Genomic DNA, 12,959 nt, shown 5'->3' on the forward strand with positions numbered 1-12,959 from the left:
GCCGCTATTTCCACAGGAAGGGCGGATAGCCGTCGAGATCGCCGCGCAGGTGCCGGGCGAGCAGCTGCGCCTGGATGTGCGGGACCAGGCCCAGCGTCACCGCCTCGCCCAGGAACGGGTGGCGCAGTTCCTCCTTCTTCCGCTCGGTCCACGCCTCCAGCACGGTGCGGCGGGCGGCGTCGGTCAGTGTGATCGCGCCGCCTTCGTCGACAACGAAATCCGGCGCGGTCAGCTGGCGCCGGTTGACGAGGCTGAGCGCGAGGCGATCGGCCAGGACGGGGCGGAATTCCTCGATCAGGTCCAGCGCCAGGCTGGCGCGGCCCGGGCGGTCGGCGTGGAGCAGCCCGACCTGCGGATCCAGCCCGACGCTTTCCAGCGCCGACCGGCAATCGTGACCCAGCAGCGCGTAGAGGAAGTTGAGCAGTGCGTTGACGCGGTCCAGCGCGGGGCGGCGCGAACGCCCGCCGAAGCGCAGCGTTGGGTCGTCGACGCGGATCAGGGCGTTGAACGCAGAGAAATAGGCATTCGCCGCCTCTCCCTCGACACCGCGTAGCGTGGCGATGTCGCCCGCCTGCAAGGTGCGCCGGGCACAGCCGCCCAGCCGGGCCTCCGCCAGTTCCAGTGCCGCCCGGTCCGCCTCACCCATCCGCGTGCCATGGTCGCGCAGCGCGCGGCGGATCACCGTGCGCTGGTTCGCCGCCTTCGCCGCCACCACCCCGCGCGCGAACGGTACGGCCTGCGCCGGATCGTCGGCGGCGCGATATTGCGCGCGACGCAGCAGGACGTTGCCGGTGCGCGGCCCCTCGATCCGCCCCTGGAAGCGGCCGTGCGGGGCCAGGAACGACACGCTGACGCCCGCTTCGGCACAGGCCGCCATCAGGGCCGGGGACATGCCGGCACGGGTGAAGCAGACGATCCCGCCGATCATGTGGATCGGCGCGCGGCCGCGTTCCGCGCCGTCCACCTCGACGACGATGTTGGCGCCGTCCTTGCGCACCCAGGCGTCGGGCGTGGTGACGTAGATGGTGTTGAGGTGGCGGCGCACGCGCGTCAGTCCGCCAGCGTCGCGGCCAGCTGGCGTTCGAGCCAGCGGTGGACGACGGGCCGCGTCGCGATCGCCTGCGGCCGGCACAGCGGCTCCAGCGAGCAGCGGCGGCACCCCGGCGTGACCACCGGCGCGGGCGTCACCCCGCCGGCCAGCATCGTGCGCACCTCGCCCGCCACGCAGAGGGTCAGCGCGCGCAGATCGGCGTCGATCGCCACGATCGTGCGGTGGCGGGTCTGGCCGTAGAACAAGGCGCCTTCGGAGACGTCCGTACCGAACATCTCCTCCAGGCACAGCGCCTGCGCGCACAGCTGCACCTCGTCGGCGCGGTGCGCCTTCGGCCGGCCGCGCTTGTATTCGACGGGGTAGGGGCGCCAGCCGGGCGCGCGGCCGTGCAGCTCCACCGCATCGGCCTTCCCGATCAGGCCGTGCGCCACGCTGCGCAGCGCCAGCCCGCGAACGGTCCGCACGTCACGCCGCCGCTCGCGCCCGCCGCCGTCGACCCGCTCGTGCAGGATCCGTCCCTCCGCGGTCGCGCCATCCTCCAGCCACTGCTGCTCGACATGGATCAGCGCGCACTGGCGCGGGCAGAAGAGCTGGTGCTGCAGCGCCGAGATGGGGACGATGGCGTCGTCGTCTTCCATCATTGACTTCTCCCGTATGTGAGCTAATCCGTCCTCACCCAAGCTGTCTGAGGGTCCTGAGGATGCGACGTTCGACGATCCGAAAAATCACTCTCACGCTTGGGTTTCTCAAGATCGAGATTGATCTTGAGCCTATATAACAGTCGCCGTTGGGCGTGGATCGAAACTCCCGAATGTGCGCTATTTCAGCGCAGAATATTGGTCCTCGACCGGCTGATGGTCGAGGACCTTCTCATTTCAGTATTTTAACTCCTGGCGGAAGGTTGTCTTTGTCCACGGTCACCACATAGTCATCGAAACTGCGCGCCGGCCCCCAATTGTCGGTTTCGGCCGCGCCGATCGGGTGGCGGTTCGCCGCGTCGCTGCCGTCGGCGTCGGGGCGCTTGCGCCACACCTTGACGCGATCGAACAGCGCGTCGGCATGGGCGTTGCCCAGCTTGCTGTCATGTTCGAACACCACCAGCCGGCGGGTCGCCATCTCGCCACGCGCGGCGGAGCGGTCATGTTCGAACATGTTGCCCAGCGCTTCCCACAGCAGCGCCAGGTCCGCCTCGGTAAAGCCGGTGCCCTTCACCTCATGACTGGCGAGCGGGGCGGAGACGAACCCGTGCGCGCGGTACAGGCCATAGGGGATGATGTGCTTGCGCCCCATCGTGCGGTTGTCGGTCCGCTCGTCGTCGCCGCTGCCTTCGTCGCGCTGCTTCTTGTCGGCTTCGCTGGTGGCGGCCATGCGGGTGATCGACACCTCCAGCGGCAGCACCGGCTCGACCGAGCGGGCGAAGGTGATCTGCACCGGCCCGCGCACCTGGCCGGCGTTGATACCGGTCGACAGCACCCCGCCGAAGGTGCGGATGTCGAAGAAATTGTCGCACATCCAGTCGCGGATGCGCTTCGCCTCCTCGTCGCTCTTGGGGCTGAGCTTTTTCGCGCCGCGCACCTCGGCGCTGTCGCCGCGTTCGGCGACATAGGCTTCGCGGTGCTTCTCGTTCAGGATCGCGCCTTCGGTGACGTAGATGCGATACCCGCTCTCCCCCTCCCTCGCCAGTTCGACATAGTTCCTGATCTTGCGCTTCAGGCACACGTCGGTGACCAGCCCGCGGTTGGTTTCCGGGTCGAGCCGCGGCAGGTTGCCCGCGTCGGGATCGCCGTTCGGGTTGCCGTTCGTCACGTCGAAGAAAAGGACGAAATCGTGGCGGCGGGTAAGCTTCGGGCTGGTGTCGGTCATTCGCTGTCCCCGTTTGTGGTCGCGGATTCCGCGGGCGCCGCATCCTTCTTGCGGAAACGCCCGCTGCGCTGGTGATAATAGCCGATCGCGAACCGGCCCTGATCCTCAAGGCGGAGGCTGCGGGGGAAGCCGCTGCCCACGCCTTCCATCACTTCGCGCAATTTGCCGTCGATGCTCTTCGCAGCACCGATGTTCTTCTTGCGTAACGCGCTAAGGTGATTCATCGCGCCGCGCACCAGCAGCGGAAACACGCTGGCCGGTGCCGACGATGCCGCGCCAAAATAGCGGTCGCGAATCGTCGCATTGATCTCGCGGTCCAACGCCTTCTCCTGCGCTTCTTCCAGCACGGCGAACAGACGGCCGAGCCGGTAGCCTTGGTTCTTATCCTCGGTGTCGAGACCCACGGGGGCACCTCCTTCTGTTCGCATGAGCACCGCGCGGATCGCGGCGGCGTGCCAGCCGGTCGCGGGCGAATCGCCTGCGCGCAGCCGCATGATCGCGTTGGACAATAACGTCCGCGGATAGGGCGTCCCGGCCAGCACGGCGCGGGCGACGTCGCCGGCCAGCAGCGGCGGGATATTGTCCCATTTTTCCTGAGCGGCGACGGTGTTGACCAGCAGCCGGTTGATCGACGGCCCGACGCCCCAACTGCGCGGCGGCGGCTCGATGCGGCAATGGTCGCGGTGTTTCAGCGCGCGCTGTGCGATCGTCCCCAGGCTGTGCGTTTCCCACAATCGCACCGACAGCCGCGCCGCATTGGGGGCAAGGCCAAGGATATGGATCGTCACCCCCGGCGGAATCTCCTCGGTGCCGATCGCCACCGGGCGTCCGGCTGCCAGACGTTCGAGCTGGTCGCGCACCATCGCGGCGAAGGTCGCATCCTGGCCGAGCGTGGGGTCGGTATCGCCCTCGATCGGCTCGCCCAGGCCCGCGGCGACCAAGGCCTCTGCGGCGGCCAGCACCTCCTCCTTGCGGCCCGAGGCATCGGCCCAGAACACCGTCGTCGCATCGCCGATGCTCAGCCGCTGGCGGTGGCGCACCGCGACGGGCCGGCGACGACCGGGATCGAGGTTTGCGTGGTCGACCAATTGCGTCCGGTTGCGGCTCGACCGGTCGAGCAGGCGATTGAGCGCGGCGCCGTAGCGCGCCGCCGCCGCCTGTCCGGTGGGGGCGTTGGCACCCTGTTCGTTTCCCCAGGATTCGTATGCCGCCGCGTTGAACGACACCAGCGCCGCGCCGGCGGTCTGTGCCCCGTCGACACCCTTGATGGCCGGATGCAGGCGGGCGATCGGCCCGGTGACGCCGGTCACCAGGCACAGGCCGGACACACCGTCGCCGCTACGCGCCTCGATCAGCGGCAGCGCGGCGGGTCGATCGTGGATCGCCCGCATTCCGCCTTCGTCGCCTTCCAGACGGAAGATGACGTTGGCGTCGAGCATGTCGGGCGTGAACGGCGCGTCGGCAAAGCGCTCTGGCGTCCAGGCCTCAAGGAAGCGACGCAGCGCGACCAGTCCGGCGTCGTCGCTGTCGCGCAGCAGATCGAGGTGAAGGTCGCGGAAGGCGGCATGTTCCTGCGCGGTGCGCTTGCCCTCGGCCGCGGTCACGCCCAGCGCATAGGCGGTCTTGTCCCACAGGAAGTTGGGCACGATCGCGACGGTGCGCTTCTGCGCGGCCGGCACGTCGCGCGGGCTGGCCACGGGTCGCTTGCCCGATGAATCGCGAAGGTCGTCGACGGCGACAGGCTGGCCATCGGCGTCGATCACCACCGCGAAGCCGATCTTTTCCCGGCTGAAGCCGGCCGGCTCCGCCTCTCCGCGCGCCGCCATCCGCTCGTAATAGCCCGACAGCGCCTGAAGGATCGTCACGCCAGCAGTCCTTCCCGCGTCAGCGCCGCGACGTCGAGCACGCCGTCGGCCAGCCGCGCGCGGAAGAACGTCGCGGGCGGGCCGCCGGGATAGCCGGGGGCGTACGTCATATAACCCAGGTCGCGGTCACGGTCCGCGTCCGGCAGTGTGGAGGCGGGCAGGGGATCGTCCTGCCCCAGCAACCGGAACGAGGCCGGGAACTCGCGCGTGCCCAGGCACGGCTGGTGGAAACACTGGCCGGCGGCGGCGCGGCGGGTGAACATCGCGATATGCTTCTGCGCGGTGTCCTCCGCCCCCGCGCGCTCGGTCAGGTGGAAACGCGCGTCGATGACATAGGCGACGTCCTCCAGCACCAGCGCGGCGCGCTGCTGGCGCGCGGCGGTCACGTCGATGCCCAGCCCGGCGGTGGTGCCCGCGTTCATCGCCTTCTTCGCATTGGCGACCGACGCCTTGTCCGACACCTCGTTCCGGCGGATCGAACGGAAGCGGATCGGGCGCAGGACGTGGATATGCGTCACTTCCCAGCGGATCGCGGGCTTCCAGTGGATCGCCTCCAGGATGCCGCGCGCGGCGGACGGCGTCATGACGTCATAGGAAACGCGCTCGACCTTCAGTTCCGGCCGCGTGAAGCAGGCTAGGTCGCCCCAGACGTGCAGCCTTACCCCGATCGCCATCGTCCGTTTCCCCCTTGCGAACGAAACTTGCACGCAGGTTCGACGCAAACAAGCGAACAATTACAGCCGGAACGGATCAGAAAATCCCGGCCTCCGCGCTCATCCCGAACGGGTCGAGCGACAGGCCGGTGTCGTCCGCGTACAGGCCGACATCCTGTACCAGCATGAACCGGTCGCCGTAGCGATCCGGCGCGATCGGCTGGACCGCGCCGGCCGCGACCATCGCCAGATATGCGCGTTCCGGCACCGACACGGTGTAGTTCTGCAGGCGACGCAGTTGCGCGCGCGGCGGCACCGGCGCGGCCGCGATCGCGGCGACCAGCCGGTCGATCTCCTGCGGGTCGGCATCGCCGCGCCACGGCACGATCACCGCGCGCCCGGTCTCGTCGATCATCTCGAACGCGCGCGCGACGCTGGCATAGGGCGGGGCGGGCCGCGGCCCGCCCGCGGCGAAGCTTTCGGCGAAGGCCGGCAGGATCGCATAGTCGCGCCCGTCGAGCCTCGCGGCATCCAGTCTGTCGATGCCCTTCGTCCAGTAGAGGTTGTTGAAATAGGCGCGTATCGCGTCGAGCCCGAGCGGATCGTGCGGGTACTGGCGCAGCGCGGCATCCATCGCGTCCACCTGCTGCCGGAACATCCGCGGCGTGGCGTGATCGGCGGAGGTGAAGATCGTCACCGGGGCATCGGCCAGCCGGCCTTCCCGATTGGCGCGTCCGGCGCTTTGCGCGATACTGTCCAGCCCGGTTTCCGCGCGCCACACCTCGGGAAAGTCGATGTCGACGCCGGCTTCGACCAGGCTGGTCGACACCAGTCGCGTCGGGCGTTTTGCCGCAAGGTCGGCACGGATCGCGGCCAGCACGACGCGGCGGTGGCCCGCACACATCATCGTGGTCAGGTGGCGCGCGCCCGGCAGGTCGCGGATCAGCGCGAACAGCGCCTGGGCGTGCTTGCGGCTGTTGACGATGCACAGCATCGCATCGCGCTGCGCGAACCGCGCGGCAAGCTCCGAATCGCTGACGGTGCCCGCGCGGTGAACCGTCACGCGCTTCAGCTTATCATACAGCCCCTGCGGATCGGGCGCGAGTTCGCGGTCGGGCGGGATCTCCAGGCCGCCATGCTGCCGGGGAAAGCCCGCATCGGTCGTCAGCGCCGGCTGGGTGGCGGTGCACAGTACCACGCTGGCGCGATAGCCGGCGGCCAGTTCGTCGATCGCCGCCATGCACGGGCGCAGCAGCGAAACCGGCAGCGTCTGCGCCTCGTCCAGCACGATCACGCTGCCGGCCAGATTGTGCAGCTTGCGGCACCGCGACGGGCGATCGGCATGGAGGCTTTCGAAGAATTGCACCGCGGTGGTGACGACGACCGGCACGTCCCAATTCTCGCTCGAACGGCGCAGCTTCGCCTGGGCGTCGCGCGCGCCCTCGTCCCGGCTGTCCCGCTCGCGCGCGTCCCAGTCGACGGTGCCGGTATGTTCGAGCACGTCGGGCGCCTCGCCATCGTCATCCGCCAGCGCGGTGCGGAACACCTGCGCGGTCTGCTCGATGATCGCCGAATAGGGCGCCACCACGATCACCCGGTCGAGGCCATGCGCGATCGCGTGATCGAGCGCGAAGGCCAGGCCGGCGAGCGTCTTGCCCCCGCCGGTCGGCACGGTCATCGTGAACAGCCCGGGCGTCAGCGGCGCCTTGGCGCGGGCATGGGCCAGGATGGCGGCGCGCGTGGCGGACAACGCGCCGCTACGCCCCGCGATCACAGTCGCCAGATACCGGTCGAGCCGTTCGCGCAGCTCCGTCAGCGGGGCATGGCCGCCGCGCGCAACCGCGCGCCCGTCGGCCGCGGCGTAGAACCGCTCGGTGGCGATGAAGTCGGCATCGACCAGGCACGAAAAGATCATCCGGCCCAGGAAACCTAGCCGATAGCCGTTCGAGGCGCCCGACCCGCCCGCCAGCTTCGGCAGGATCGACGGCGGCAATTCCAGCCCCAGCGTCCGCCACCCGGCATAGGCCGGCACCTCGCGCCCCAGCCGCTCGCCCAGGTCGCGGCCATCCGCCAGCCCGGCATGGTGCCCCGCGATCGCCAGCGCGACCAGCCGCGCGATCAGGCGATCGGCACCGTCCGCGAACAGGCCGTCCGCGACGATCGCCCCGGCGGTGCTGTGGTCGGGGCTTTTCCCGTCATCCTTGATGTAGCGCTGGAACTCGCGGCTCGCCTTGCCGATATCGTGGAGATACCCGGCCAGCCGCGCCGCCTCGCTCGCGCCGAAGCGACCGGCAAATTGCGCCGCCAGATCCCCCACCGCGACCAGATGCGGCGCGAGCAATTCCCAAGTCGTCTCCGGTTGCCCCGGCAGCGAATGGCCGTAGAGGGGCGGGGTGCCGCTGCCCTCGTGCCCGATATCGCCCATGCCGCTTGCCCCCCTTCGCCGGACCCGATCGGCCGCGGGCGCATGATATCCCGGCGCCGACCGACATCCAGTCCGGAGTACGTCCGTAACGGCGGCTTCGCGCCGCGCGATGCGATACCTCGCGTCCGCGACGCCGGCCGGATGATGACATGTGATAAGAATGGAGCGGGTGAAGGGAATCGAACCCTCGTCGTAAGCTTGGGAAGCTTCTGCTCTACCATTGAGCTACACCCGCATTTCAACGGCTTACCATTGAAAACACCCTCTGCGTGGCGCCGGTTTACAATTCCGGTTTACAGCGGGCGGGGCAGGCAATGCCACGAGCCCTATCCCGCCGTCAACACGCATCGCCCGCTTGCCGTGGCATTCATCGCTTGGCCAGACCGCGGGCGATGCGCTTGCCGAGCGCAATCTGGCGGGCGGTGTCGTCGACATAGATGCGTCGAATCCGCGTCACCTCCTCGACAGACCAAGCCATAATGCCAGCGATCTCTGCATCGGAGAGGTCGGTTTCAGTCATGAGATAGGTGACGAACGTGCCGCGGACGTCGTGGAGGTGTTTGCCTCGTTTGCGCTGGGTGCCACCTTTTCCGCCGGAATCGACGTGCACGATGCCGGCGAGCTTGGCGATACGCGTCACTTCCTTGCTCAGTGTGTCGAGGTTCCATGGCTCACCATTGGAATTGACCAGCACCGTATCGACACCTGGGGCTCGGTAACGTCTCTCTAGCAGATCCAGCACGTCGTCCAGTTGAGGGATCCGCGGGATGGCAGCGATATGGCGCCGACCCCGACTGATCTTGGCCGCCTCCTTGACGATGGCGTACTCGCCGACGGCCGACCAAGTGACCCGGGCAAGATCCTCCCGTCGCAGCCCGGTTACTGAACAGAACAGAACGGCCTCGAAGACCACACGGTCCTTGTCACCCGCCGCCTTCTCGAAGGCTGCCAGATCTTCCTTGGTCCAGACGATCTCCGCTCTTTGCCCGTTGATGTAGATCTTCCCGATCTTATCAGCCACGTTGATCTTCAGCAGACCGCACTGAACCCCGTATTTCAGCAACGCTTGCAGCACCGTGACGCCAATGTCCGCGGCCCGGGGTGTCTCTCGGCGCTCGTTGCGCCAGTCGACGACCTTCTCGATCATCCGCGTGTCGTTGAAGACGGCTAGCGGCACCTTTCCCCACTTGGCTTGGATGGCTCGGACGCTGGAACCCCAGGTCTTTTGCGTGTTTCGCGCGAGAACCGACCACTCCGGACCGTCCTGCCATTTTTCGATCAGCGTTTGGAGCGTAGTGGGCGCGGGCTTGCGCGCGGCATCCCTATCCCGCCTCGCGATCGCGATCCTTTCCAGCGCTTCCGTCGTCAGCGATGGCTTGCGCCCATCCGCCGACATGACGACCGGGCCTCCGCGCCAGGCATAGACATACCAGCGGTTGACACCGTCGGCGAGGCGCTTCCGGACGAAGTGGACGCCCTCGATCAAAGCCGGGATTCCCAAGCGTTGAAGATGTCGTCCACGGTTGGCGAGACGGGCTCAGGCGCCCCCCCAGCCGACAGACGGATCGTGCCGTCCGGCTGCACCTCGACATGCGCGACGGTGAATCCCGCCTTGCTTGCCGCGTCGAGAAGGCGTCGAACCGCCGCCGCGTTGATCGGGCTCTTCTTGCGCGATACGCGCACGCCATTTTCCTTTCGAGAACCGGTGGTCTCGAAATCGGCCTCATCCTCACCCCTGCCGGGGCGGATCGAACGGGTGTTCTGATCCGAACGGCCCGCGATCGTCGCGAGGCATTCGAACCCCAACCCGATGGGGTGCATCTCCTCGATCGAGGAGAGCAGCGGTTGGACGAACGGTGTCGGACCAGGCCGGGTTTCGTCCACCTCCGCACGGCGCGCTGACGCCTGGTGTGCGACGGGTTCTTTAGGATCCGACACGAGAGCGCACTCACGAGCTGCCGCTGACAGACCCCCGGCCTAGGTGACGACGTTGACCGAGGGCCTGCCAGCGGTAATTCGGAGAGCCTCGCCGCACCGAAGCGCGGCCGCAGCCGTGCTTCGTGGGTCAGCCTGGCCCGGAATCGGCGAGAAGGGAAGAACCCCCATCGCGCTAATCTACATCAAATATGATCTCGATAACGTTAGGTAAAGCTGACCAACCCCGTTCATTCAGCCGAATCATCGCAGTTCCCGAAGCCCGCCGATGATGCAGCTGGCGGCGAGCGTTCGATCGGCCAGGTTTGGGACTTACCCGCCATTCAAAAGCGCACGAAGAACGGCGGCTTTCGGCAGGAGCGGACGATCGATAATTTGCCGATGTCATCCCCCGAAACAAGCAAGATCTGGTCGATTGCTGTCCAGAAGCACGCGGCAGAACAACGTGAGAAGCTGATGTCTATCTTTCAATTTTCATTCAGAAATGCGCCTCTCATCCAATTCGAGTTTCACCCCAATCCATTTTTCAAACGAGAAGGAACGGACTGAATCCGGGATAATACCCTCGGCGCGCATCAGAATGAACCGATCATTCAGCTTCCTACCAGTCGTGCGGAGCGTACCACATGCGAAATCACTCTTTACACGGATAAAAATCGGCATCAATCCGGCCGGCGTAGCTGGAGATACTGCCGATGCGTTTTTTGCCATGGTCGATGCTCTGCATTGTGGCTTTCGCCTCACCGGCGTTTACGCAGGACGTGCTGCCGCTTCCGCTTGATTATGGTGCTGCGCAAGAGCGGCTGCTCCACCGATCCGACGCGATCGAGGCTTCTGCCGCGAACATACGCAGCAAGGAAGCACAGGAAGGAGCGACCCGGACGCTCGGCCGCCCCGATATCGATATCGAGGCGCAACTGCTGGAATATCAAAAGACGCTCTATCTGCCTCTCGGCTCGCTGGCACCTGTGGCGGAAGCCTTCGGCATCCCCGATCCGCTGAAGTTCAGGCAGGAACGCACCAGTACACGGCCGATCGTCACGGCCACGTTGCCAATCTACGCCGGCGGGCAGATCAGTGGCACGCAGGCCGGCGCACGCGCCCAGGTCGCGCAGGCAAAGGCGGATCGGGACATTGCGATCGACGATGCGCTCGTCCAGCTTGTCCGGGCCTATTACGGGCAACAGCTTGCCGAACGAGCGCTTGGCATCCGCCGCGATGTGCTCGATGGCCTCGAGCGGCACGTTGCCGACGCGGTGAAGCTCGAACAGGCACGCTTCATCAGTCGCGCGCAACGCTTGCAGGCGGAGGTCGCGCGCGACGACGCGGCGCGCGACTATGCACAGGCGATTTCCGATCTTGCCACCGCCAATGCCGCGCTCGCCGGGATACTGCGCGCGCCGGCGGGGGTGCGCCCAATCAGTCCGCTCGGGGTCGATTCGCAGCCACTCGCGCCGCTCGCCACGTTCAAGGCCGCCGCGCTGGACACACATCCCCAGCTCGCCCGGTTGCGGGCGCTGGAGGACCAGGCGGAGGCCGGCGTGAAGATCCAGCAATCAAAGCTCCGGCCGACCATCTACGGCTTTGGGCAATATAATTTCGACCGACGCAATTCACTGCTCACGGATCCCGATTGGTCGATCGGCGTCGGCTTGAAATACAAGCTCATCTCCGGCGCGGGCCGGCAGCAGCAGGTGGAGGCCGCGCGCGCGACAGTGGAGCAGGCCGACGCCGGGCTGCGCGAGGCGCGCACCCAGCTCGATATCGGCGTGACCAAGGCGTGGAATGACGTGGAGGCGGCGCGTAAACGGTTCCTGCTCCTCGACAGTGCGCTGGTCTCGGCGGACGAGAATGTGCGTCTCCAGACCCTATCCTATCGCGAGCAACAAGCGACGTCGCTCGACGTGGTCGACGCGCAACTCGGGCGCGGCCGGGCCCGCATTCAGCGCGCACAGGCGGCGAATGACTATGTGCAAGCGCTCGCCCGGCTACTCAGCATGAGCGGGCAGGTCGACCGGATGCCGGAATATCTCTCGCGGGCCGACAAGGTGATCCCATGACCGAACCCACGCAAGACGACGCGCCCCCGCCTGTCGAGGCCCCCGTGCCCGCCGCCATTCCCGCCGACGCACCCGCACCATCCGACGCGCCAGCACCCGCTGCCCCGCCCGCGCCCACCACGCACGGTCGGCCGATGGTGATCATCGCGGCGATTATCGTGACGGCACTGCTCGCGCTTGGTTTGTGGCTCAGCTACCGCCCCGCGCCCGATCAGCTTCAGGGCATGGTCGATGCGCGCGCACTTCGGATCAGTAGCAAGGTGACCGGGCGGATCGCCGCCTTCCATGTCGAGGAGGGCCAGCCGGTGAAGGCAGGGCAATTGCTCTACACAATCGCCAGCCCCGAAGTTGCCGCCAAGTCCGAACAAGCGGGCGGCGCGCTCGTGGCGGCGCAGGCGGTGGAAAGCAAGGCGGACGAAGGTGCGCGGCCAGAAGATATCCGCGCGGCGGAGGCACAGTGGCGCCGCGCAAAGGCCGCCGCCGAGCTCGCCCAGACCACCTATGCACGCACCCAGCAGCTCTATGAACAGGGTGTGCTCGCCGGTCAGAAAGCGGACGAGGCCCGCACCAATGCCGTCGCCTCCGCCGAACAGGCCAAGGCGGCACGAGCGCAATATGATCTCGCGCTGGCCGGCGCGCGACCGCAGGACAAAAAGGCAGCGAGCGGCCAGGTGCAACAAGCGCGCGGCGCGGTGGCGGAAGTGCAGGCGGCGGCCGACGAAACCCGCGTCATCGCGCCGGCGGATGGCGAAATCGGTAAGCGGCTCGCCCAGCCCGGTGAACTGGTGCCGCAGGGTTTTCCGGTGTTCACGCTCACCGATACCGCTCATCCATGGGTGACGCTGAACGTGCGCGAGGATCAGCTCCACGGCCTCGCCCGCGGCAAAGAACTGAGCGGCACAATCCCCGCGCTTGGCGATCTGCGCGCGCGCTTCCGCGTGATCTATACGGCACCGGCTGGCGACTTTGCGACCTGGCGGGCAACGCGGCAATCGAGCGGCTTCGATATCAAGAGCTTTGAGGTTCGCGTTATGCCCATCGCGCCAATCGTGGCGCTGCGGCCGGGCATGACCGTGCTGTTCGACTGGCCGGCATAACAGGGTGAGA

The 12,959-nt window shown here is 67.3% G+C and carries 10 protein-coding genes and 1 tRNA gene; 2 read left to right on the forward strand and 9 right to left on the reverse strand.

Annotated features, from left to right (window positions below; genetic code table 11):
* Positions 1–4: 4 nt before the first annotated feature.
* The 9 genes from cas1c to COA07_RS10710 all read right to left on the reverse strand — a co-directional run bounded on the left by cas1c (position 5) and on the right by COA07_RS10710 (position 9,741).
* On the reverse strand, positions 5–1,045 hold the full coding sequence (gene cas1c / locus COA07_RS10670) for a type I-C CRISPR-associated endonuclease Cas1c (RefSeq protein WP_066710476.1): 1,041 nt from the start codon (positions 1,043–1,045) through the stop codon (positions 5–7).
* Positions 1,046–1,050: 5 nt separating this feature from the next.
* On the reverse strand, positions 1,051–1,689 hold the full coding sequence (gene cas4 / locus COA07_RS10675; RefSeq protein WP_066710488.1) for a CRISPR-associated protein Cas4: 639 nt from the start codon (positions 1,687–1,689) through the stop codon (positions 1,051–1,053).
* 232 nt (positions 1,690–1,921) lie between these two features.
* On the reverse strand, positions 1,922–2,914 hold the full coding sequence (gene cas7c, locus COA07_RS10680; RefSeq protein ID WP_066710474.1) for a type I-C CRISPR-associated protein Cas7/Csd2: 993 nt from the start codon (positions 2,912–2,914) through the stop codon (positions 1,922–1,924).
* Entirely contained in the window at positions 2,911–4,779 is a 1,869-nt protein-coding gene (cas8c, locus tag COA07_RS10685; protein ID WP_083956843.1) for a type I-C CRISPR-associated protein Cas8c/Csd1, read from the reverse strand. The genes cas7c and cas8c overlap by 4 nt, the downstream gene beginning before the upstream one ends.
* Complete coding sequence (gene cas5c, locus COA07_RS10690) at positions 4,776–5,453, reverse strand: type I-C CRISPR-associated protein Cas5c (RefSeq protein WP_174525819.1); 678 nt, start codon at positions 5,451–5,453, stop codon at positions 4,776–4,778. Before cas5c ends, cas8c begins: the two co-directional genes overlap by 4 nt.
* Positions 5,454–5,529: 76 nt before the next feature.
* On the reverse strand, positions 5,530–7,857 hold the full coding sequence (locus COA07_RS10695; RefSeq protein ID WP_096640967.1) for a CRISPR-associated endonuclease Cas3'': 2,328 nt from the start codon (positions 7,855–7,857) through the stop codon (positions 5,530–5,532).
* Between the two features lie 161 nt (positions 7,858–8,018).
* A tRNA-Gly gene (locus COA07_RS10700) sits at positions 8,019–8,092 on the reverse strand.
* Positions 8,093–8,224: 132 nt separating this feature from the next.
* Positions 8,225–9,343 (reverse strand): site-specific integrase, encoded by a 1,119-nt coding sequence (locus tag COA07_RS10705; RefSeq protein ID WP_066706821.1) that lies wholly within the window; start codon positions 9,341–9,343, stop codon positions 8,225–8,227.
* Complete coding sequence (locus COA07_RS10710; protein WP_141396508.1) at positions 9,340–9,741, reverse strand: hypothetical protein; 402 nt, start codon at positions 9,739–9,741, stop codon at positions 9,340–9,342. The genes COA07_RS10705 and COA07_RS10710 overlap by 4 nt, the downstream gene beginning before the upstream one ends.
* A 746-nt stretch (positions 9,742–10,487) precedes the next feature.
* Between COA07_RS10710 and COA07_RS10715 the strand changes: the two genes are divergently transcribed.
* Together COA07_RS10715 and COA07_RS10720 are read left to right on the forward strand one after the other, a co-directional pair.
* Entirely contained in the window at positions 10,488–11,852 is a 1,365-nt protein-coding gene (locus COA07_RS10715) for a TolC family protein (protein ID WP_066706818.1), read from the forward strand.
* Positions 11,849–12,949 carry an HlyD family secretion protein gene (locus COA07_RS10720; RefSeq protein WP_198158488.1) on the forward strand — a complete coding sequence of 367 codons (1,101 nt, stop codon included), beginning with the start codon at positions 11,849–11,851 and terminating at the stop codon, positions 12,947–12,949. Before COA07_RS10715 ends, COA07_RS10720 begins: the two co-directional genes overlap by 4 nt.
* Positions 12,950–12,959: the final 10 nt, after the last annotated feature.

The organism is Sphingomonas adhaesiva, from assembly GCF_002374855.1.
Lineage (GTDB): Bacteria > Pseudomonadota > Alphaproteobacteria > Sphingomonadales > Sphingomonadaceae > Sphingomonas > Sphingomonas adhaesiva.